At 65.4% G+C, this 19,997-nt stretch carries 28 protein-coding genes; 13 read left to right on the top strand and 15 right to left on the bottom strand.

Annotation, left to right across the window (positions count from 1 at the left end; all coding sequences use genetic code 11):
- Positions 1–12 precede the first annotated feature (12 nt).
- Genes AC3QLZ_RS07705 through AC3QLZ_RS07685 form a run of 5 tightly spaced genes read right to left on the bottom strand, consistent with a single transcriptional unit; the run spans position 13 to position 5,416 of the window.
- On the bottom strand, positions 13–1,200 hold the full coding sequence (locus tag AC3QLZ_RS07705) for a DUF2213 domain-containing protein (RefSeq protein ID WP_492783580.1): 1,188 nt from the start codon (positions 1,198–1,200) through the stop codon (positions 13–15).
- A complete protein-coding gene (locus AC3QLZ_RS07700) occupies positions 1,197–2,072 on the bottom strand; it encodes a phage head morphogenesis protein (protein ID WP_492783579.1) in 876 nt (291 codons plus the stop codon). The genes AC3QLZ_RS07705 and AC3QLZ_RS07700 overlap by 4 nt, the downstream gene beginning before the upstream one ends.
- Positions 2,072–3,529, bottom strand: coding sequence for a DUF1073 domain-containing protein (locus AC3QLZ_RS07695; RefSeq protein WP_492783578.1), 1,458 nt, complete (start codon positions 3,527–3,529; stop codon positions 2,072–2,074). Before AC3QLZ_RS07695 ends, AC3QLZ_RS07700 begins: the two co-directional genes overlap by 1 nt.
- Positions 3,530–3,537: 8 nt before the next feature.
- Positions 3,538–5,037, bottom strand: a complete 1,500-nt coding sequence (gene terL, locus AC3QLZ_RS07690; RefSeq protein WP_492783577.1) for a phage terminase large subunit — start codon at positions 5,035–5,037, stop codon at positions 3,538–3,540.
- Positions 5,021–5,416, bottom strand: coding sequence for a hypothetical protein (locus tag AC3QLZ_RS07685; protein ID WP_492783576.1), 396 nt, complete (start codon positions 5,414–5,416; stop codon positions 5,021–5,023). The genes terL and AC3QLZ_RS07685 overlap by 17 nt, the downstream gene beginning before the upstream one ends.
- 47 nt (positions 5,417–5,463) lie before the next feature.
- Between AC3QLZ_RS07685 and AC3QLZ_RS07680 the strand changes: the two genes are divergently transcribed.
- On the top strand, positions 5,464–5,691 hold the full coding sequence (locus AC3QLZ_RS07680) for a hypothetical protein (RefSeq protein WP_492783575.1): 228 nt from the start codon (positions 5,464–5,466) through the stop codon (positions 5,689–5,691).
- Here the strand turns inward: AC3QLZ_RS07680 and AC3QLZ_RS07675 are convergent.
- From AC3QLZ_RS07675 to AC3QLZ_RS07630, 10 genes are all read right to left on the bottom strand, one after another.
- Positions 5,665–7,161, bottom strand: coding sequence for a DNA methyltransferase (locus AC3QLZ_RS07675; protein ID WP_492783574.1), 1,497 nt, complete (start codon positions 7,159–7,161; stop codon positions 5,665–5,667). The genes AC3QLZ_RS07680 and AC3QLZ_RS07675 overlap by 27 nt on opposite strands.
- A 227-nt stretch (positions 7,162–7,388) precedes the next feature.
- On the bottom strand, positions 7,389–8,012 hold the full coding sequence (locus tag AC3QLZ_RS07670) for a hypothetical protein (protein ID WP_492783573.1): 624 nt from the start codon (positions 8,010–8,012) through the stop codon (positions 7,389–7,391).
- A complete protein-coding gene (locus AC3QLZ_RS07665) occupies positions 7,990–8,190 on the bottom strand; it encodes a hypothetical protein (protein WP_492783572.1) in 201 nt (66 codons plus the stop codon). The genes AC3QLZ_RS07670 and AC3QLZ_RS07665 overlap by 23 nt, the downstream gene beginning before the upstream one ends.
- A complete protein-coding gene (locus AC3QLZ_RS07660; RefSeq protein WP_492783571.1) occupies positions 8,187–8,630 on the bottom strand; it encodes a RusA family crossover junction endodeoxyribonuclease in 444 nt (147 codons plus the stop codon). The genes AC3QLZ_RS07665 and AC3QLZ_RS07660 overlap by 4 nt, the downstream gene beginning before the upstream one ends.
- A complete protein-coding gene (locus tag AC3QLZ_RS07655) occupies positions 8,594–8,731 on the bottom strand; it encodes a DUF7696 family protein (RefSeq protein WP_492783636.1) in 138 nt (45 codons plus the stop codon). Before AC3QLZ_RS07655 ends, AC3QLZ_RS07660 begins: the two co-directional genes overlap by 37 nt.
- An 80-nt stretch (positions 8,732–8,811) precedes the next feature.
- The gene (locus AC3QLZ_RS07650; protein WP_492783570.1) at positions 8,812–9,594 is read right to left on the bottom strand and encodes an ATP-binding protein; all 783 of its coding nucleotides are present in this window, start codon (positions 9,592–9,594) and stop codon (positions 8,812–8,814) included.
- A complete protein-coding gene (locus tag AC3QLZ_RS07645; RefSeq protein WP_492783569.1) occupies positions 9,591–10,364 on the bottom strand; it encodes a YdaU family protein in 774 nt (257 codons plus the stop codon). The genes AC3QLZ_RS07650 and AC3QLZ_RS07645 overlap by 4 nt, the downstream gene beginning before the upstream one ends.
- Positions 10,361–10,567 carry a hypothetical protein gene (locus tag AC3QLZ_RS07640; RefSeq protein ID WP_492783568.1) on the bottom strand — a complete coding sequence of 69 codons (207 nt, stop codon included), beginning with the start codon at positions 10,565–10,567 and terminating at the stop codon, positions 10,361–10,363. The genes AC3QLZ_RS07645 and AC3QLZ_RS07640 overlap by 4 nt, the downstream gene beginning before the upstream one ends.
- Positions 10,568–10,577: 10 nt before the next feature.
- The gene (locus AC3QLZ_RS07635; RefSeq protein WP_492783567.1) at positions 10,578–11,033 is read right to left on the bottom strand and encodes a YmfL family putative regulatory protein; all 456 of its coding nucleotides are present in this window, start codon (positions 11,031–11,033) and stop codon (positions 10,578–10,580) included.
- Between the two features lie 30 nt (positions 11,034–11,063).
- Positions 11,064–11,297 (bottom strand): helix-turn-helix transcriptional regulator, encoded by a 234-nt coding sequence (locus tag AC3QLZ_RS07630; protein ID WP_492783566.1) that lies wholly within the window; start codon positions 11,295–11,297, stop codon positions 11,064–11,066.
- Here AC3QLZ_RS07630 and AC3QLZ_RS07625 point away from each other — a divergent pair.
- The 12 genes from AC3QLZ_RS07625 to AC3QLZ_RS07570 all read left to right on the top strand — a co-directional run bounded on the left by AC3QLZ_RS07625 (position 11,296) and on the right by AC3QLZ_RS07570 (position 19,996).
- On the top strand, positions 11,296–12,060 hold the full coding sequence (locus tag AC3QLZ_RS07625) for a LexA family protein (protein WP_492783565.1): 765 nt from the start codon (positions 11,296–11,298) through the stop codon (positions 12,058–12,060). The genes AC3QLZ_RS07630 and AC3QLZ_RS07625 overlap by 2 nt on opposite strands.
- The gene (locus AC3QLZ_RS07620) at positions 12,057–12,668 is read left to right on the top strand and encodes a hypothetical protein (protein WP_492783564.1); all 612 of its coding nucleotides are present in this window, start codon (positions 12,057–12,059) and stop codon (positions 12,666–12,668) included. The genes AC3QLZ_RS07625 and AC3QLZ_RS07620 overlap by 4 nt, the downstream gene beginning before the upstream one ends.
- A gap of 47 nt (positions 12,669–12,715) precedes the next feature.
- Complete coding sequence (locus AC3QLZ_RS07615) at positions 12,716–13,177, top strand: OB-fold protein (RefSeq protein ID WP_492783563.1); 462 nt, start codon at positions 12,716–12,718, stop codon at positions 13,175–13,177.
- On the top strand, positions 13,159–13,626 hold the full coding sequence (locus AC3QLZ_RS07610) for a thermonuclease family protein (RefSeq protein ID WP_492783562.1): 468 nt from the start codon (positions 13,159–13,161) through the stop codon (positions 13,624–13,626). Before AC3QLZ_RS07615 ends, AC3QLZ_RS07610 begins: the two co-directional genes overlap by 19 nt.
- Before the next feature lie 147 nt (positions 13,627–13,773).
- Complete coding sequence (locus tag AC3QLZ_RS07605; RefSeq protein ID WP_492783561.1) at positions 13,774–14,022, top strand: hypothetical protein; 249 nt, start codon at positions 13,774–13,776, stop codon at positions 14,020–14,022.
- A 103-nt stretch (positions 14,023–14,125) separates the two neighbouring features.
- Positions 14,126–14,965 carry a RecB family exonuclease gene (locus AC3QLZ_RS07600; RefSeq protein WP_492783560.1) on the top strand — a complete coding sequence of 280 codons (840 nt, stop codon included), beginning with the start codon at positions 14,126–14,128 and terminating at the stop codon, positions 14,963–14,965.
- A 30-nt stretch (positions 14,966–14,995) separates the two neighbouring features.
- Positions 14,996–16,093, top strand: coding sequence for a recombinase family protein (locus AC3QLZ_RS07595; protein WP_492783559.1), 1,098 nt, complete (start codon positions 14,996–14,998; stop codon positions 16,091–16,093).
- A gap of 3 nt (positions 16,094–16,096) precedes the next feature.
- Positions 16,097–16,294, top strand: a complete 198-nt coding sequence (locus AC3QLZ_RS07590; RefSeq protein ID WP_492783558.1) for a hypothetical protein — start codon at positions 16,097–16,099, stop codon at positions 16,292–16,294.
- Between the two features lie 18 nt (positions 16,295–16,312).
- On the top strand, positions 16,313–17,014 hold the full coding sequence (locus AC3QLZ_RS07585; protein ID WP_492783557.1) for a ribosome modulation factor: 702 nt from the start codon (positions 16,313–16,315) through the stop codon (positions 17,012–17,014).
- A gap of 2 nt (positions 17,015–17,016) precedes the next feature.
- Positions 17,017–17,388: a hypothetical protein gene (locus AC3QLZ_RS07580; RefSeq protein ID WP_492783556.1), complete on the top strand. Its 372-nt coding sequence runs from the start codon at positions 17,017–17,019 to the stop codon at positions 17,386–17,388.
- Entirely contained in the window at positions 17,385–19,202 is a 1,818-nt protein-coding gene (locus tag AC3QLZ_RS07575) for an AAA family ATPase (RefSeq protein WP_492783555.1), read from the top strand. The genes AC3QLZ_RS07580 and AC3QLZ_RS07575 overlap by 4 nt, the downstream gene beginning before the upstream one ends.
- Positions 19,199–19,996 carry a hypothetical protein gene (locus AC3QLZ_RS07570; protein ID WP_492783554.1) on the top strand — a complete coding sequence of 266 codons (798 nt, stop codon included), beginning with the start codon at positions 19,199–19,201 and terminating at the stop codon, positions 19,994–19,996. Before AC3QLZ_RS07575 ends, AC3QLZ_RS07570 begins: the two co-directional genes overlap by 4 nt.
- Position 19,997: the final 1 nt, after the last annotated feature.

Raw genomic sequence — 19,997 nt, 5'->3', positions numbered from 1 at the left:
GGATGGACTCGGTTACTGCTGCCAGGCCTGGGACTGGCGGGCCAGGAACTTCTCGCGGCCCGTCAGTTCAGTCTTGGAATCGTTCGCCTTGCCGGCGCCGGTCAGGGCATCGGCGACGGCGGCGTCGTTGGCGCTGACCTCGGCGTCGTTGGCCTCGGTTTTCACCGCGGCGGCCAGGGCGTTGAAGGTGGCGCGCACGACCTCGGGTTCGGCGCTGTCGAGCGCCTTGCCGGCCAGGACCGCATCGGCCACGGCCTTGGCGGTGGCGTCCTTGCCGACCAGCGCGCCGATCACCTCGCGGCGGATGGCGAGGCAGGTCTTGCCGTCGGTGGTCAGCTCGGGGACGAGCCGCTTGGCGTCGCCGATCAGCTTGGCCCACTCGGCGACCATCGCATCCCTGGCTTCCGGGGTGATGACGTCCTTCTTCAGGGCCTCGATGTCGGCGTGCGCCTTGTCGAGCGCAACCTTCAGGCCATCGGCCTCGGCTGCCTTCGTTTTCAGGGGAGTCAGAGCATCGCGTGCTTCGTCGCGTTGCTTGATCAGGGTGTCGATGACGCCCGCCGCGGTGTCTTCCACCTCCAGCGGGATGCCGTCAACGGTGACTTTGCGCTTTGCGTCGGGCATCGTATTTCCTTCCAGTTTTGGTTGAGAATCAGCGATTCGGCAAGCCGAACCACACCTCGCTGCATCCACCAGTGCTACGTGGTTGCCGCGGATGTTTCGTTGGACCCCGTCATAGGCGCGGCCGTCGGCCGTCGTCCCGGGCGTCATGTCGAGTTCGAAGGTGTAGCCGTTCGAGAGCTGCGCCTTGCCGGACTGCAGCGCCTCGATGGCGTCCTTCGCCTTGACCAGCAGCGTCCCCGTCATGAGGTCGCCGGATCGGGCCACGTCGCGCACTTCGCCCTTGGCGAGTTCCGTCCAGTTGTCGGCGGTCACCGCGACGGGCGGGTGCTCGATCGTGATCGGCTTGCTTTCGAAGCTGGCCATGCTGGCCGCGTCGAAAACCTCCTCGGGCGGCCGGTGCAGACGGATGACCTTCATCGGGTCCATGCCGTCGGCGTCGAGGCCGAGTTCGTAGGCCCGGTAGTCCTGTACGCCGGTGCGCGCCAGATTGCCGGGCGCCACCATGTAGCCCTCGGCCGTCATCTGCCGGCTGGTCAGCGACATGAAGTCGCGGGCCTGAATCGTCTTCTTGGTCATAGCCCCAGAAGCTCCTCTTCTTTGTCCAGGTCGAAGTACGGGATTGCCACGCATCGGCAATTCACGTCGTGCCCAGGGTGTCCGGTCCCATCCGGCGGGTCGTTCCAGTTGAACACCTTGCCGTCGTTTTCGGCATGATCTTCGCGGACGCGCTCGTCGCCGGAGGTTTGCCACTGGTACTTGTCGATGCCCAGCGAGGTCTGGCGGGCCTGATTGAAGGCGCCGTTCATCTTGCTGGTCTGGTCCCGGGCGATCAGCTTGGCGCGGCTCTCGGTCACGTCGCCGATGCGCTCGATCTCCTTGGCCAGATCCTCGAAGCGCATGCCGCGCTCCATGTTCTTGCCGACGGCGTCGCCCAGCTTCTCGAAGTACTGCTCCGGGATTGACTTGATCAGGTCGATGTTGTCCTTCGTCGCCGCCCGCAGCGCGTCGAGGATCGGCCCGGACTGCGTCAGGACCGGCGAAATATCGATGCCCACCGAGGACTTGATAGCGGCCTTCAGGCGGTCATCGACCGTGTCGGCGCTGCGCTGCACGGCCAGGGCGGCGAGCCGGTTGGCCGTCTGCTCGATGCCGCCGATCCGCTGCCCCATGCGTTGGAAGGTGCTTTCCAGCGGCCGGCGCGGCACCTTGGCGTCTCGCGTGATGCCGTCGCCGGCTGCGTAGAGCGGCTCCATCCGCTTCAGCTCGGGCAGCAGTTCCTCCCGGGCGATATTGCGGAGCTGGGCCACGACGGCGAGCAGCTGCTGCTTGTACCAGAGCTCCACCTTGTGGGATGGCTTGACCGGCTTGAGCAGCCGGCCGCGCCTCTTCCGCAGGCGGGCGCCGTGGGGCATGGCGCGCACCACATGATGCAGCTCGATGATGGCCATTACTCGCCCCCGGATGTGGCCGGCGCCGTCTTGCCGCCCTGGGCCACGCCGGCGACCTGCTCGTCATCGTCGCCGCCTTCGCCGCCCTCCGGCGGTTTGGCGCCCGGGGCCTTGCCGACCTCGCCGTTCTCGTCCATCGGCTTGGAAAGCTCCTCGACCAGCTCGATGTCGTCGTCGGTCATGTTGCGATAGGTGCCGCGCTCCTTCAGCTCCCGGGCCACCAGCGCCTCGGTGACCACGCCGGCGTTGAGATAGACCTGGTCGCGTTCGGCGCGGGTCTTCTCGACCGTCGCCTGCTCGGTCTCGGAGAGCTGCCAGAGCGGGTTGAAATCGAAGCGGAAATCTTCGGGCATGTGCCCAAGCTCGGAGCGCACCAGCACCTCGTACAGGTACTCCAGCTGCGGGCGCAGCTCGGCCTCCTGCTTCGCCGACACCATGTCGTAGTAGTTGCGGACGTCGTTGTCGCCGGTGGCGTTGAGGCCCGCGGCCGACTGCCCGAACAGGCGCGTCATGGGGATGTCGGCGGCGCCCGACACGTCGATCATGAACTGCTGGATGACCTTGTCGAGGTTGGCGAAGCTGTTCTGCTTCTTCTCGTAGCTCTCGGTGCCGTCGAGCAGCAACATGCGGTTGAAGCTCTTGAGCAGCGCGGCCACCTGGAAGCGCTTGGTCAGCACCGCCTCGCCGTCCTTGCGGGCCAGCACGTCGGCCAGGCCCTCGGACTTCACCACATCGACGTTCGACTCGAACATCATCGTGGCGATGGCCTGCGTCGTGGTGTCGCAGTTCATCAGGCTGTCCATGACGTGCTGCAGGACGGAGTCGTCCCACATGGCGTTCCGCAGCCACGCGAAATAGGGCAGCTTCTCGCCGTTGAAGCGCAGCACCCGGGTGTGATGGACCTGCACCGTAGATTCCGCCAGCACGTAGCTGTCCGGCATGCCGAAGTTCGGGCTTTCCAGATCCCGGTTGAGCGAACCAGCCGGCGAGAGGCGCCAGCGATCCACGACATGCAGATAGCGCAGGTCGCCCTTGCGGACGTTCTTCACGTCCAGCGGCTTGGCCAGGTTCCTGTCGCGGGTGCCGATGATGATCACTGCGCCGCCGTAGAGACGGGACCACTTCAAGGCCTCGTTGGTCTTGCGCTTCAGCGCGAAGCGCTTCTCGGCCTGCTCGATGGTGGTGCCCAGCTCCTCGCCGTCGAAGGTGACGTGCAGCCACTCCCGGGTCATGTCGTCGGCCACGGCATTGACGATCTTCTTCGCCAGCCAGCTGCCCCGGTACATGTTCTCCAGCTCCTGACGGGTCAGGATGCGGGGATCGGCCCAGACGGAATAGGAGCGCTTGTCCCGGTCCGTGCCGAGGCCGGCGACGACGTTTTCCAGGCCGTCGCCGACCGGCTGGCGGGTCATGGCCAGGGCGGCATCGGCCGTCTTGACTTCGCGTTTCTTGGCCATGTGGTCTCTCACAGGTTGTCGTAGATGCTGCGCTTCTTGGCCAGCATGTCGTTGATGGCATCGACCATCGGGTCGATTTGGTCGTCGTGGGCGTGCGTGTCATCGGCCGTGAAGGCCTCGCACTCGGCGACGAAGTCGCTCACCCAGGGCGCGGCCTCGGGGATGAACACCAGCCCCGACTCGATGTAGCTGACAACGTCCATGACGCGGGTCAGCTTGTCGGCGACGCGCTCGATGCCCTTCACCGGGATGCCGCCGTCGGCCTGAATGTCCTGGATCAGGCCGGTGCCGCTCGACTTGTCCTCGATCAGCAGCTGCCGGAGCGGCGCCTCGAAGTCGCCGGCCTCCTTGTGCTTGGTCCAGAAGGCGATGGCGCGGCGCTTCAGTTCGGGCGCCGGCCACTTCCCGCGGATCAGGTCCAGCAGGTAGATGCGGCCGTCCTCGCCGAGGCCCCAACACTCGAACACGCTGTAGTCGTTGCGCTCGGCCGTCTTCTGGGCCGTGTCGGCGATCACCTTGCGGAAGCGCAGCGGCGGCACGACCTTGTAACGCCCGAAGTACTTGCCCTGGATGATGTCGCCACCAAGCGGGGACGGGCGCTGCTGGTACTGTCCGGAGAAGACGTAGCGGTCCTTGGCCTCCAGCTCCAGCAGGTCGGCCAGCGGTTCCTTGTAGGGCCAGTAGCTGAACCGGCCTTGCTCGTCGCGCTCCGATTCCTCGATCAGCTCTCGGTACTTCTCGGGCATGCCCTCGACGTACTCGTCGTCAATCAGGGCCGGGATGTTGATGAACTCCCACTCCCCGGGCACCTTGCCGGCCTTGATGAAGCCGGTCGGGTCCTCCTCGGCCAGCCGCTGCATGATCACGATGATCGGCGTGTCCGGGTTGGCCTTCCGGCTCTTCACCGTCGAGATCAGCTTGCGGTTCGCCTTGGCGCGGGCCGTCTTGCTGTAGGCGTCCTCGACCTTCAGCGGGTCGTCGATGATGATCGCGCCCTGCCAGCCCTCGGCCATGTGGCCGGCACGGAAGCCGGTGATCTGGCCGCCCAGCGACACGGCATAGACGCCGCCGGCCTTCTTGCCTTCGTGGATGACGTTCCAACGCTTCTTCGACTTGGCGTCGTCGGCGATGGCCAGAGGCCACAGCTCCTGAAACTCCTCGGACTGGACGATCTCGCGGGCCGTCTCGCTGTTGAGCAGCGCCAGGTCGTCCGAGTAGCTGATGTGCAGGAAGCGCGCCCGCGGGTTGATTGCGAGGCCTCGGGCGATAAGGTTGATCGCCACCACCTCGGTCTTCGACGACCCCGGCGGGACGTTGATGACGACGTTTTTCAGCTCGCCGTCGATGACGCGCTGCACCGTGTCACTGATCAGGCGATGGTGCCAATTGACGCGGAACTTGATGCCCTGCCGGTGCTTGAAGAAGTAGCGGGCGAAGAACAGGTGATCCTGCTCGCACCGGACCTTGGCGACGGCTCTCTCGACCGATGGGTCAATACTCGTCCTCAAGTTTGGCGACCGCGGATTTGATTTGCTTTTCATCGACCACCGTCGTCTTCTGCTCCACCGGGCCGCCGTCCTTGCCTGTCAGCTCGACCTGTTGCGGCGACTCCTTCCACCTCGCCCGGGTCTTCAGCCAGAAGATCATCGACGTGGTGTCTCCGGAGATCGCCTTCTTGAAGAGCGTCTGGGCCACTTTGACGTTGGCCTTCAGCTCGCCCTGGTCAAGCTCCTTGGCGAAGTGCTTGCGCAGGGTGCGCTCGCTGATGGGCTTGCCGTCCTTGTCCTTGACGAAGAGCGTCATGCTCGTCACCGGGATACCGAAGGCGGCCAGTTGCTCGACCAGGGCGCGGTCTTCGTCGGTTGGCTGAAAAGCTGGGCGGGCCATGGGCAGTTGTCCTTGAACCCACGCCCGGACTCCTTACAGTCCGAGGCATGGAAACGAAACTCTCGATCGTGAAGCGCCACATAGGCGCCGGGGAATGGCAGGCGGCTATTCGCATTGCGGCCAGGTTTCCCCGGCTGGGCGAACACCGGAATGCCATCCTCGACGCCCACGGCGCCTACACCAACCCGCGCTTTTTCGCGCAGATCGGCAAGGACATCGAAGCCATGAAGGCGGCGGGCCGGCAGGCCCTACTCGACCGCTTCGGCCTCGAATAGACCGTCGTCGATCTCGACGGCGCCGCAGGCCTCGGTCGCCTTGCGCGGGTCGCCCTTCACGAACACCAGCACGTTCTGGTGCGTCTTGCCGAGCTTGCGGCTGACGCTGAACTGCTTGCCGGCGCGAATGGCCAGGGAGCCGGTCGCCGTGATCAGCACCGCCTCGTTGTAGTAGCTCGCGCCGGCATCCTCGAAGGCGGCGATGGTGTCGCCCACGAAGTTGCGATAGATGCCGTTGCGGTCCCGCACCTCGCCCACAACGAAACAGGCGAAGCGGTCAGGCTTCAGCATGGCCACCGCCTTGGCGATGATCTCGCGGTAGGCCTCCACGAACTGCGGATAGTCCATGTTCGAGAGGTCGTCCGGGCGATCCGAATAGACCTCCAGGTCGGCGTAGGGCGGGCAGGAAAACACCATGTCAGCCACAACGCCGGCGCAATGCTTGTCGAGCTGCCGGCTGTCGCCGCAGGCCCACGTAGCCGTGCCGGTTTGCGATTCGGTGCAAGTTGGCAAACTGAGCATGTCCGCCCACTGCTTCCTGTTCGCCTCGACCTGCTCCGGCCGCAAGTCGCAGCCGACGTACTGCCGGCCGGTCTTCGCCGCGACGATGCCGCGCACGGAACCGCCGGAGAACGGGTCAAGGACAACTCCGCCGGCGGGAGAGAACCACCGATAGGCCAGCTCGCAAAGCACGGGATCGAAGATGCTGGTGCCGGTCTGCGCCCGGGCGTCCGGGTTGGCGGCGAAGAACTCGTCCCACGACACCTCGCAGCCGACCTTCGCCTCGTAGCGGTTCTTGGCCTCATAGACGGCGGGCGGCTGCGAGGACTGCGAGAAGGTCAGCAGCTCGTCGCGCCCAGCTTCGGAGCGCAACCCCATAGCCAGCCATGCGCGCTTGCGGTCCTGCCACCAGCCGCGACGGGCGTCCAGTACCGTGAAGGGCGCCACCATGAAGCGCTCGGCCAGGGTGGCGCGGGCAGCGTCGCCGGCGGCGGGGTCGTTGGCAGCCTCGCCGAGCAGGTCGCCCAGCTCGACGGCATCGAAGCCGATCAGGTCCATGTCGAACCCGAGGCCCTGCAGCTCACCTAGTTCCAGGCGCAGCAGCTCCTCGTCCCAGCCTGCGGCCTCGGCCAGCTTGTTGTCGGCGATGACGAAAGCGCGGAACTGCGCATCCGTCCAGCCGGAGGCGTCCAGCACCGGCACAGTGCCATCCGGGAACGGCTCGGCACCCTGCGCACGGCCTGGCGGCGGATACAGGCGCTTGCCGGCGGCGTAGAGCTTGCGGACGGCGGCCAGTGTGCCGTGGCCCTTGGCGATGACCCCGTCGCGCACCACGATGGCGCCGACCATGCCGAACTCGTCGATGCTGGCGGCGATCTGGGCGATCTGGCTTTCCGAGTGGGTGCGGCTGTTCCTCGCGTAGGGGATCAGGGCATCCACCGGCCGGGTGTCGATGTTCGGATGGGTCATGGGGTTTTGATAGTCGGAAAAAACCCGGCGGCCGGAAAAGGAAAACCCGCGCCCAGCTTGTGGCCGGAACGCGGGTTTTCAACGCACCACTCAAGGAGGTGGAGGAGACACCGGGCAGCAAAAAGGCCCGGTCGTTTTCACGTTCCGGGCCTCGGGCGTAGTTCGGGGACTACTGAATTACGCGCTATTTTGGTCGTGGTTTGCCCAACATGCAACAGGAATTTTCATCACCCGACCATCCCAATGTCGCGCAACCTGTCCTCGATCGCGTCCATGGCGGCGGATTCGAGGCCCGGGACGCCCGGCTTGTCCTTCTTCGGCTGGGCGCCACCAAGCAGCAGAGCGACCTTCGCCGCGTGGGCGCTGACCGTGTTTCGGGCGATGTCGTGCTTCTCGGCCAGCGCCTCCAGGCTGATGCGGTCGTCCTTGCGGGTGAAGTAGCGCACGACGTACTCACGGCGCAGCATGCCATTCGACGTGCAGCCGGCGAGTGCCGTGGTGCGGACGTAGTCGGCGAGGATGGAGATCGCGTCCGTCCATTCCTTGTTCGGCTTGTGCCCGGCGCAACACGCGGACCGGCAATGGCACGGCACCGAGCGCGGCGCGATCCTGGCGATGATGATCGCCTCGGCCAGCTTCCCCAGCGTCTGAACTTCGGCCCGGATCATGCCGGCCTGCGCAGCGCCGTCGAGACCGACCAGGCCTTTTCCGCTTCCAACGGCCGGCGACGCCAGCCGATTCATCATCGGGCGGTCGTAGCACTGGCCCGAGAAGTTGAACGCGAACACCAAGGCACCATGCGCGCTTTCGAACAGCGGTGCAAACACTTCAGCGGTGGCGCTTTGACCCATACAGTCTCTCCCCTATTTGTCGAACAAACTCACGGTCGATCATCCCCAGGCGCTCATCGTCCAGGGACACGACCAAAATCTGATGCTTCTGCCAGCCGTCGCGCTTGACGGCGTCCTTGTTCATCGGCTCCGCGACGAGGCGGGCCAATGTGCAGCGTGGTTGTTGCGGTGCGCTCATGCCTGGGCCAACTCCTTGACCTGCACTGTGGCCCGGGCGGTCGTGGCGTAGCGCTTCCGGACTATCACGTCGCAGGCCTGCTTGTCGTCCCGCCACACGATGTCGTTGCAGGCGTCGAAGATGCCCTTCACCACGTTGTCGACGTCAGGCTTGGACGTCGGAAAGATCGCCCCTTCGAGTGCCGCCCGCTGCTTCTTCTGCGACCAGCTGGCCGGTGGCGTCACGTAGAGCCAGATCACCACCGAGACCGCCCCCTCGAAGACGGGGCGACCGGCCATGGCCTCCTCGGCCTTCACCTTCACGAGGTTCTCGTAGCTGGCCGTTTTCTCCGGCGTGTAGGTTGTGACGAAGTTGCCGCGGCGGGCGAACTTCGGGCGCCCCTTGGCGACGGGCACGCCTGGAATCACAAAAGCGACGGCTGCCGCTGGCTGATGGTCCATTGTTCTTTTACCTCCTTGATCAGTTGCTGCGCCGCGGCTTCCCCCCGGCGTTTTTTTACATCCGCGTAGTACTCGGCCCGCTTCTCCCGCGACCACCGCATGACTTCCCGGGCCTCGCATTCCTTCCGGTGCTTCTCCCCCCAGGTGCAGTTCGGGCTGTCGCATGGCGCCTTCCCGCACATCAGGCCGCGATCCGGCCGCGCCAGCTGGCCCAATCGAAGACGATGGCCTCGCCACCGTCCTCGCGCAGCCGGTCGAAGACGCGCTCGCCGAGGTACGCCTTGACCTCGTCGATGTTCAGGTTCGACAGGAGCAGGGTCGGGCGGCGCTTCTCGTAGCGCTCGTTGAGCACGTCGAACAGGATCAGGCGCTCGGTATCGCTGCCGAACTGGACGCCGATCTCGTCGAGGATCAGTAGGTCAGGGAACACCAGCGCGGCGATGGCCTGCGTTTCCGACTCGCGGCTTTCCCGGCTCCACGTGTCCTTCACCCGGCGAATGGCGCGCATCACGGTCGTGAAGAGCACCGTGCGGCTGTCGCGGTGCATGATCCGCAGGCCGATGCCGACAGCGAGGTGCGTCTTTCCGGTGCCCGGGCGGCCGATGAACAGCGCGCTGCGGCCGGTGGCCAGCGCCTGGTCGAACCGGTCGGCGTAGTCCTGCGCGAACGCCAGCGCCCGGGCCTGCTGCTCGGTCTCCGCGACGAAGCTCTGCAGGCTGCGGTTCTGGAATCGCTCGGGAATGCCGGCCTCGCCGATCTTACGCATCCAGACCTGCCGGCGATCCTCGCGCTCCTTCGCCTCGCGCTCGGTCTTCTCGCTGGTGGCCGCCTCGGCGCTGCAGGTCGGGCACTTCGACCAGATCGAGCCGATGAAGCACTTCGCCTCGAACTGGCCGTGCGTTGCGCACGTGTCGGTGCGGGTCTTGGGTTCGGCGTGGATGCTGACCTCGGCGATTGAATTCACAGGCGTCCTCCCTGGCCGTACTCACGGCCTTCAAAGTTCTCGGCGGATGGAGCGCGCTTGGCGCCGGCAGACGGGGCCTTTGGCGGCTCGTTCAAGATCGGGACGAGGTAGTGCAGGTGGATTCGCTCGTCGGGCTTTCGCGTCTTGGCGATTTCAGCGACCGCGATGATCTCCTCGTCGGTAAAGCGCTCCAGCAGGTCCGGCCATGCCGGTAGATGCGGGGCGGCGTCGATACCCATGACGCGCAGCTTCTTGCACAGGGCGCCGACCCGGGTAGCGTTGCCGGCGGTCCCTTCACCAGAAGACGGTGAATTACCTACTACCTTTTCTTCGGAGAGAGGGTTTACAGGTGAAGGTGAAGGTGACGGTGTTTCGTTTGGCTTGTCGTCTGGGTTATCCCTATCGAAACCCATGGGTTTATTCTGGGTTTCGGTTTGGGTTTTCTTTGGGCGTCCGCCCTTGGCCCCGTTGGCCTTCTGTTTCTCGACGAACTTCATCGCCCGGGCGTGCTCCTCGTCGATCCGCTTGTGACGCCATTCGCCATTCTCGACGCTGAAGAAACGGGAGATCGCCGGGCGTGTCTTCTTCCATGTTGCGGGCTGCATGCGCGTTACCTGCGCCAAGGCCGCGTCGTCGTCCGGCAGCGGGCCATTAGTCCAGTAGTCCATGATGAGCAGCAGGTAGGCGCCGTGCTGCTCTGTTGATAGCCGGGTGGTGTCCTGCAGGTAGTCGCCGATGTAGAGCGGCATCCATGTGTCTGGCTTGCTCATGGCTGGCGCTCCGCAACGAGGATGACCACGGACACGCTGACGGCGTTGATTTCAAGGTTGGTCAAACGGGACAGCTCACGAAGCGAGTAATCTCGGCCATGTTTGACTTGGTCGAGAATGGTCTGCTGTTGGCGCCCGAGTCGCCCTGTGTCGCGCATCTCGTCGTATGCGGCGCGTGATGATTCGCGGACGTTCGTGAGCATGTCCCCCCCGTTATTTGCCAGCCGTAGGCCGGCAGTAAATCTGGAATGTCAGGGCGAGCAGCTCCTCGACGGTGCGGTGGATGTTCTGCCCGACGTCGGTCAGGTCCTGGCGCTCGCGTCGGTCGATCTCATCGTCCTTCACGTACTCACGGAACTTGGTCGATAGGTCGCCGAGCTTGGAATAGAGCTCGTTGAACTTGGCCAGCAGTTCCTCGCGGTCCTCGCTGCTCTGCTCGGGCAGCCTCATGAAGAGGCCGCCGGAGAGCTGGGCCACGGCTTCGGCGAAATGGGTCGTGGATGAAAACTGCTGCATCTGCAGCGCGGTCTCGACAAGCACCGACTGGCCCTTGCGCTCGTAGATGCGGTTCTCCAGGGCGTCCCGGCTCATGCCGAGGGCGCCGGCCATGGCATCCCAGCCCCCGGGGAAGGCCCGGATCATGGACAGATAGGCTTTCTTGATTTCCACAACTTTTTCCTTTTTCCGGTGGTTTCTCGGCTACTGCCCGTTCGCTACATTGGCCCCGTCGGCGAATCGCTCCGGGTAGATGATCTGGGTCTCGGTGACCTCGTTGTTGAAGAGCTTGACCAGCTTCTCGGCCAGTTCCTTGGACGGGATTTGAAGGCCGCGCTCGATGCGCGACAGGTTCCCGGTGTCGATGCCGACTTCATTTGCAACCTGCTGAAGCGTCAGCTCTCGCTTCAGCCGCGCCTGCTTCAGGGGAGAATTCATGTCACTAGACCTCGGTGGAAATAGAACGGGTGTAATTCTGCGGAATCCGCAGAATAGAAGTCAAGCAGATTCTGCGTTTTCCGCTTTGCGTATCGCGCAGAAGCGCGACGACAATGGCGGCATGAAAGTGGGAGCTGAGATCAGACGGCGCCGTAAGGCGCTCAAATGGACGCTGGAGGAGCTGGCGAACCGGGTGGATAGCGACACGGGCAACCTGTCGCGAGTCGAGACCGGGAAGCAGGGCGCCAGCGAGGAGGTGCTGCGCAAGATCGCGCATGCCCTGGGCTGCACAGTAGCCGACCTGTTCGCGGGCACCGAGGCTGCGGCGAACGTTGCACCGGCGCCGCTCGGAACGCGCCGCATCCCGTTGGTCAGCTATGTTCAGGCCGGGCACATGACCGAGGCCGTCGATCCATACGCGCTCGGCGATGCGGACGAGTGGATGCTGACCGACCTCGATCTATCGGCCAACGCCTTCGCGCTCAAGATCAAGGGCGATTCCATGCTGCCCGAGTTCCGCGAGGGCGACACTGTCATCATCGACCCGGTTGTCCCTCCTTTGCCAGGCGACTACGTCGTGGCCAAGAACGGCGAGAACGAGGCGACCTTCAAGAAGTACCGCCCCCGGGGCGTGAATGAGCTGGGCCACCAGGTGTTCGAGCTGGTGCCGCTGAACGAGGACTACCCGTCAATGCGGTCCGACATCACACCGATCAGGATCATCGGCACGATGGTCGAGCACCGCCGCTACAGGAAAAGATGAAGGGGCTGCCGGCCACATCCGGCGGGACATCCGTCGATCTCGTCCGCGACTCGATCGAGCAGGTCGTGGCCGTGTCGTTTCCGAAGTCCCGCTCGGCCGGCTACGCCGCCGCGGTGAATATCGCCCAGCAGGCCAACAAGTACGGCGAGGCCGTCATGAACGGTACGCTGTTCCACTACGCCGCCTTCGGCCGTTCCCGTGAGCAGGTAGCCCTGGCGCTGGCCGCCACCCGATACCTCGACGGCATCAAGGCGGTCCAGTTCTACGCCGGCGGCAAGCTGATCCTGGAGCGCATGCGGATCGAGTCGGTGCTGACCTGCTACTTGGAGGCCTGCGCCTGCAACGACCACCGGGCGCACTGCAGCAAGGTGGTGACCAACCCCTTCACCGGCGGGTTCGCCGATAATGACGTCGTCAGCCTCGATCTGGACGACCTGCGGGCGCCGGCCGGATACCTGTTTCCGTGCGCATTCCTGCTGCAATGGGGCGGACCGGGACTGCAGCGCGGCCACCCGGCGAGCCCAGAGGACCAGATTCAGGCCATGGCCGTGCGTAAGGGCTGCGACTGGTGCCCGAACTTCAAGCCGGGCGACTTCAAGAAACTGTGATGGGAGGGATGGGATTGCGCTCAATCGCGATTATTGCCGCAGCCGTCATGGCTGCCGCTGCTGCTGTGCCGTCGGTGGCAGCCGACGTCGATCTGCCGGTCGATTCTCGGAAGCTGAAAAAGCGCCTCGGGGAAACCGGCGCCCGGGATCTGGACGCCTACGACGCCAAGGCCATCTTCAAGGACTACCAGGCCAACGAGGTATCGGCCGACGGCAAGTACAAGGGCAAGTGGTTCGTGATGACCGGCAAGGTGTCCGAGATTTCCAAGGATTTCCGGGGGAAACCCTACCTGGTCTTTGCGATGGACAGCTACGGGGTGGCCAGCGTCCGGGCTGACCTGTTCGAAGATCAGATTTGCGGGGTGTCGAAGGAGAAGGGCATCACCAGCTGCTCGGCCATCGACCGCGCCGCGAAGCTGAGGAAGGGCCAGAAGATCGACTTGGAATGCAAGGGCGCGGGCATGGTGATGAAGACCCCGATGCTCCGTGAATGCCTGATTTCCGACTGACAGCGCTGCTGCTCTGTGCGGCAGCTTCGCCGGCCGCGGCGGACCTGTCCTGCAAGGTCGTCGGTGTCTCCGACGGCGACACCATCACCGCCCTGTGCCAGAGCCGCGAGCAGGTGAAGGTTCGCCTCGCCGAGATCGACGCGCCCGAGAAGGCCCAGCCCTTCGGCGCGAAATCGAAGCAGTCCCTGTCCGATCTGTGCTTCGGGAAGGCGGCCCAGATCGCCGAGCAAGACCGCGACCGGTACGGGCGCACCGTCGCCCGGGTCCGTTGCGCCGGTATCGACGCCAACGCCGAGCAAGTGCGGCGGGGCTTCGCCTGGGTCTATGACCGCTACGTGACCGATCCAAACCTCTACCCGCTGCAGGATACCGCCCAGGCCGAGCGCCGCGGCTTGTGGGCCGATAGCGCCCCGACGCCCCCATGGGAATGGCGCAAAGCGCGCCGCTGACCTAACCCGCCCCCGCTTTTCCATTCCAGCCCGCCGCCGTGCGGGCTTTTCCATTTGCGCGAAAATCTGCGCTTGACGCAGTAAATAATTCTGCGTATTCTGCGCTCCATGTTCTGCGGTTTACGCAGATTTTGAGAGGAGCGACCCATGTGCAACGTCCATCCGCTGTTCCGTCAGGCCCTGGCGCCTTACGCGCCGCAGCCGATCCCCCTGCGCCCGTTCGTGGTCACGATCAGGACCGGCGCCAAGCCCGAAGAACTCAACGTCCTGGCCGCGTCCTCCTGCGACGCAATCGTCAAGGCCATGGAGATCTTCTTCGACGACGACGGCGTCGTTCCGCCCGAGGGCCTGACCCTCTGCGCCCGCCCGATTTCCCCCATGCCGAGGGCCGCGTGATGCGCAAGTTCCTCGGCGACTTCCTTTTCTACCTGCGCCGCGGCCACAGCATCCGCAATGCCTGGCGCTTGGCTCAACTCACCCTCTGAAGGAGATCAGCACCATGAATGCCCCCGAGCGCCTCCCGGCCGAACCGCTGGCCACCATCCGCGCCAGCTCGTGGCCGTCGCTTTTCGACTGTGCCCACCGCTGGTACTTCCAGAACATCGTCGGTCTGCGCATGCCGTCCTCCGGCAATGCCGCCCTCGGCACCGCGATCCACGCCGGCACCGCGGCCTTCGACGGCTCCCGCCTGAGCGGCGATCAAATCGACGTCGTCACCGCGGTCGATACCGCCCGTGCCGCGCTGCAAAGCCCCGAGCAGGAGGTCGCTTGGGACGACAGCCTGACACCGGTCGAGGCCGAAACCTTCGCCGTCAAGCTGACCACCCGCTACTGCCAGGAAATCAGCCCGACCCGGCAATACGCCGCCGTGGAGCTGGAATGCCAGGCCCTCGACATCGGCACCGAGTACGGCGTCGTGCGCGTCACCGGCACCACCGACCGCATCCGAATTGCCGACGACGGTCGCAAGGGCATCTCCGACCTCAAGAGCGGCGGCCGGGCCACGGAGAAGACAGCCGACGGCGGCCGGCGCGCTGTCACTAAGGGGCATCACATCCAGCTCGGCATCTACACGCTGATGGCCGAGCAGGCCAGCGGCGAGCGCTTGGACGCCCCGGCCGAAATCATCGGCCTGCAGACCACCAAGGAGGCCCCGGTCGCCACCGGCGAAGTGGCCGACGTGAAGACCCCGCTGCTGGGCACCGAGGACCACCCGGGCCTGATCCAGATCGCGGCCCGGATGCTCAAGGACGGGATTTTCCCGCCCAACCCGAAAAGCATGCTCTGCAGCGCCAAGTACTGCCCCGCCTACGGCACCCGCTGCCACTACCACGACTGATTTCCACCAACCACGGAGACCCGCACCACCATGAACGCACAGACCAACACCGCCGACCTCGCCGCGATGCGCCAGCAGCAAGTGGCCCCGCGTGAGGCAAGCATGCCAGCCGTCGCCCCCGGCTTTGGCTCCCTCCAGTCCTTCGAGCTCATGCAGCGCGCCGCCAAGCTCCTTTCCAGCAGCACGCTGGTGCCGGCGGCCTACCGCGCCTACGACGACAAGAAGGGCGAAAACCCGAACGCCCTAGCCAACTGCGTCGTGTCACTCAACATGGCGCAGCGCATGGGCGCCGACCCGCTGATGGTCATGCAGAACCTGTACATCGTCGAAGGGCGCCCCAGCTGGTCGTCGCAGTGGATTATCGCCGCGATCAACGGCTGCGGCCGGTTCTCCCCGCTGCGCTTCGAGCTGAAGAACCTCGGCGAGAAGGAGGTCGAGTACGAGGTGACCAAGTGGGTGAATCGCGAGCGCCAAACCACCAAGCACAAGGCCACCGTCCAGAACTTGGAGTGCATCGCCTGGGCGATCGAGCGCGAAACCGGCGAGCGCATCACGTCGCCGGCCGTCAATATCGAAATGGCCGTCAAGGAAGGCTGGTACGGCAAGAACGGAAGCAAGTGGCAGACGATGCCCGAGGTCATGCTGCGCTACAGGACCGCCTCGTTCTTCGGGAAGCTCTACGCCCCCGAGCTGCTGATGGGCCTGCAGACCGTCGAGGAAATGCAGGACATCGTGATCGACGCGACTCCGGACGGTCGCGGCGGCTATTCCGTCGATGTGGAAAGCCTCAAGGCCGGCCCTGCTGCTGAAGCGGCGAAGGCGCCGGACAACGTCGACACCAGCACCGGCGAAATCATCGACGCCCCGGCGACGGTGGTCGCCGATCCGGACGACGACGCGCTGAGCACCGTCGAGCAGCAGGGCGGCCAATCCCAGCAGCAGGATGGCCCGAGCTTCGAAGACGCAACCGCCGCCGTGAAGGCCGGCGATTTCGACTTGGCCCGAGACATGGCCCGAAGCCTGCCGGAAGGCCAGCAGAAGGCCGTCGAGCAGGCCATAGCCAACGCCCAGCAGCCCCAGCAGCGCCAGCGCCGCGAACGCGGCCAGGGCGGCCTCGGGATCGAGTAACCCATGAGCCAGCGCGTCCAGGGCCTCTACGAGGAAAAGGAATTCGAGGGTCTGCTCGAAGGCGCGCGCATGAACGCCGCGAACGATTGGGAAGAGTCGTTCGTGGCGGACATGAAGGCCCGCTACGCCGAATACGGGCGCCGCATGTTCATCAGCGACGCCCAGCAGGAACACCTCGAACGCATTGCCAACGACGAATAACCGAAAGGACACCGAACCATGAACGCACCTCAAGACTTCCGCAACATGACCGCCGACACCATCGGCAAAGACCTGCTGCAGGCCCTCGTGATGGAGCTGAAGCTGCTGCCGGAACCCTGGCCGAAGCTCTCGAAGAAGAAGCAGGACGACATCATCGACCGCCTCCGCAACCGCGTGGAGACCAACGTCAAGATGGCCGTGCACATGCTGGCCGCCGAGGGCCGCACCGTGGTGGCCGGCGATCTCGACCAGATCACCATCAAGGACGGCGTCAAGGCCGTGGTGAAGTTCGGCACTGGCGCCGCCAACCTGCACGAGCTGTACGAAGTCGCCGGCAAGTCCGTCCTGGTCGTGGTGGCAAACGCCGCCGACCACACCGGCGGCATGAACGACGTGCAGGGCGAGGACGACCAGCGCGCCATGGACCTCGGCCACGAGTACCACGACAACGACGGTGGCGGTATGGACGACGGCGAAGGAAACGGCGAAGTGATCGATGGCGAAGTCCTCGGCCTGCCCGCCCCCGGCGACACGACCCCGACCGAGGAAGAGCTGCAGAAGACCTTCGAGGAAGGCTACCAGGCCGCGGCCGACGGCAAGCCCGAGAGCGACTGCCCGATCATCCGCAGCGAGCTGGTCATCGAGTGGATTCGCGGCTGGAAGACCTGGAACGAAGAGAACGCCGCCAACGACGACAGCAACGACCAGAAGGCGGCCTGACCATGGAAGCCTACCGCCACAACCGCCTGACCATTGAGCTGCACAACGACGAGGTCGACACCATGCGCGAGCTGGTGCGCCTCGCCCACGAGCGGCTGGTCAATGCGCCCCGTATCCAGATGAAGGGCGTTCCGCTGCAGCGCCAAGCTGGCCTCGTTGGCCCGGAGCTGTTTCGTGCAAAGCAGATGCTGGAAAAGCTCGGCAAGGAGCTGGGCATCGATTGCCCGGCTGACGCGATCCCCGACAACGATGAGGCTGAATGTGTGCACGTCGTTTCCGGTGTGATTTCGGCCGACTCTCCGGAAGAGCTTGCCGCAGCGATTGCCTCCATCGTCCGCGACATCCCCGCCATCGCCCAAGGAGCGAGAGCATGAAAATCACCTCAATCCAAACCAGCAACGTCCTCGGCGCTCGCGCCATCGATGTGCAGCTGCCCAAGCCGGTGACGCTGTTCGCCGGCAAGAACGGCGCCGGCAAGTCCAGCCTGCAGGAAGCCATTCGCATGGCCATGACCGGCGAGTCCGTCCGCGTCGGCCTCAAGAAGGACTACGGCGCCCTCGTCACCGAAGGGCAGGAGTCCGGCTTCGTCGAAGTCGAAACCGCCGACGCCTCGTACTCGGTGGTGCTTCCGTCCGGCAAGGGCCTCCACAGCGAGAACCCGATGCTGCCCTTCGTCCTCGACGCCCAGCGCTTCGCCCGTATGGACGACAAGGAGCGCCGCACCTTCTTGTTCGGCCTGATGGGCGTCAAGTTGGACGGCGCCAGCGTCACCCAGCGCATGCTCGACAAGGGCCTCGACGGGAAGAAGGTCGAGCAGATCGCCCCCTTCCTGCGCGCCGGATTCGACGCGGCCCAGAAGGAAGCGGCAGCCAAGGCCCGCGACGCCAAGGCCAGCTGGAAGACCGCGACCGGCGGCGAGACCTGGGGCAAGGACAAGGCGCCGAAGTGGCAGCCGGCTCCGCTGCCGGCCGACGCCGAGAAGGCGGGAACCCGGCACGAAAACGCCGTGGTCAAGATGAAGGAGGTCGAGCAGGAGCTCGGCGCCGCCCAGCAGGCGCTGGGGGCCGCCAAGGACAAGGTGCAGGCCCGCCAGCAGATGGCCGCCCAGCGCGACGACCTGGCCGAGAAGGCCGGGCGAATCGATCGCATCAAGGCCAAGCTGCAACGCGACGAAGCCGAGGTCGCGGAATGGCAGGCCAAGGTCGATGAAACCCGGGCGAAGGCCGGCGTCGCGCCGGTCAATCCCAAGGCCCCGGGCGAGTTCCTTCTGCGCGGGCTGGCCAGCGTGACGGCCGAGTTCGTCGAGCTGACCTGCAACCATCCCGAGGTCGAGTGGGATTCGTCCCTGCTCAACCGCGCCGCGGCCCACCTGGCCGAGTACCGGAAGCTGCACGGCGAGCCGGTCGTCGGCGACGCGCCGGCGCAGCCCGACGCCGAGGCCGTGGCAAAGCTGCCCGAGTACGAGAAGGCCCTGTCCTTGGTGCAGAGCGCTGTCGCCAACGACAAGCGCGACCTCGCCGCTGCCGAGCAAGCCGCCGCTAAGCTGAAGGAGCTGGACGAGGAAGCGGCCGAGTCCATCGACCTGGAGCCGCTGCAGGCCAAGGTCGCCGAGCTGACCGAGAAGCGGGACGGCTGGCGCGCCGACGCGGACAAGTACCGCGCCGTGGCCGAACAGGCCGCCCGTCGGCAAGCCGTCATCGACCAGGCCGCGGCGCTGCATGCGGACGTTCTGGCTTGGACCGACATCGCCGACGCGCTGGCCCCCGATGGCATCCCGGGCGAAATCCTCGCCGAGGCGCTGGGGCCGATCAACGACCGCCTGCACGTGTCCGCCGGCTTCGCCGAGTGGGAGCAGGTCGTCATCCACTCCGACATGCGGATCACCTACGGGCTGCGCGATTACGCCCTGATCTCCGAGTCCGAGAAGTGGCGTACCGACGCCATGATCGCCGAGGCCGTGTCCTTCCTCGCCGGCGTCAAGCTGCTGGTGCTGGACCGCTTCGACGTGCTGGACCTCAAAGGCCGCGAGGACCTGCTGTACTGGCTCGACGGCATGGCCGAGGACGGCGACATCGAGACCGCCTTGCTGTTCGGCACCCTGAAGGCGCTCCCGGCCCAGCTCCCCGAGCGGATCGGAGCGCACTGGATCGACAACGGCGCCGCCGGGCAAATCAAGGAGGCAGCATGATGGGCGACCAGACAAAGGGCCTTTACGGCAAGTTCATCGTGCGCCGCACCGATGGCCGCGACCAGCCGGGCGAGAAGCACGATGGCTGCGAGTACTTCGTGCTGGACCTCTCTCACGACCCCCACGCATACCGGGCGCTGATGGCCTATGCGGCCTCCTGCTCCGAGGACTATCCGCTGCTGGCGGGCGACCTGCGAGCGAAGGCGATGCTGATGCGCGAGGCAGGTCTTGTCCAGGCGATCAGCCAGGAGTTGCGCGATGCCGTCGAGAAGGCATCGGCAGAGGGGCGTGCATTCGCCGAATATCGAGGCCACGTCGTGTTCATCAACGACGGGAAAAACGAGGAACGCATGGCCGAGCGCGAAGCTGTTGCTTGCCCGGTCTGCGGCGGCAGCGGCCACAAGGATGACGCGGCGGCAACGGCGACAGCATGGTGCGGCGCCCGCCTCGTTGATGCATGCCATGGCGCTGCCTATGCGGCCGGCTGGTGGCACGATCTGCGAACCGGCGAGGACATGCGCGGCAAGCGCAACGTGCCCGAGCTTCTGTGCCTGATCCATAGCGAGATCAGTGAGGCCATGGAAGGCCACCGCAAAGGGCTCATGGACGACAAGCTGCCGCACCGACCCATGCTTGAGGTCGAGTTGGCCGATGCGGCGATCCGCATCTTCGACTTGGCCGGTGGGTTCGGGCTGGACATCGGCGGCGCCATCGCCGAGAAGCTCGCCTACAACGCGAAGCGCGCCGACCACAAGCCGGAGAACAGGCTTGCCGACGGCGGGAAGGCGTACTGAC

This window comes from Azospira sp. MPR-LB4 (assembly GCF_058809525.1).
The sequence above is the reverse complement of the archived record's forward strand: the minus strand, read 5'-3'. Positions and strand labels throughout refer to the sequence as shown.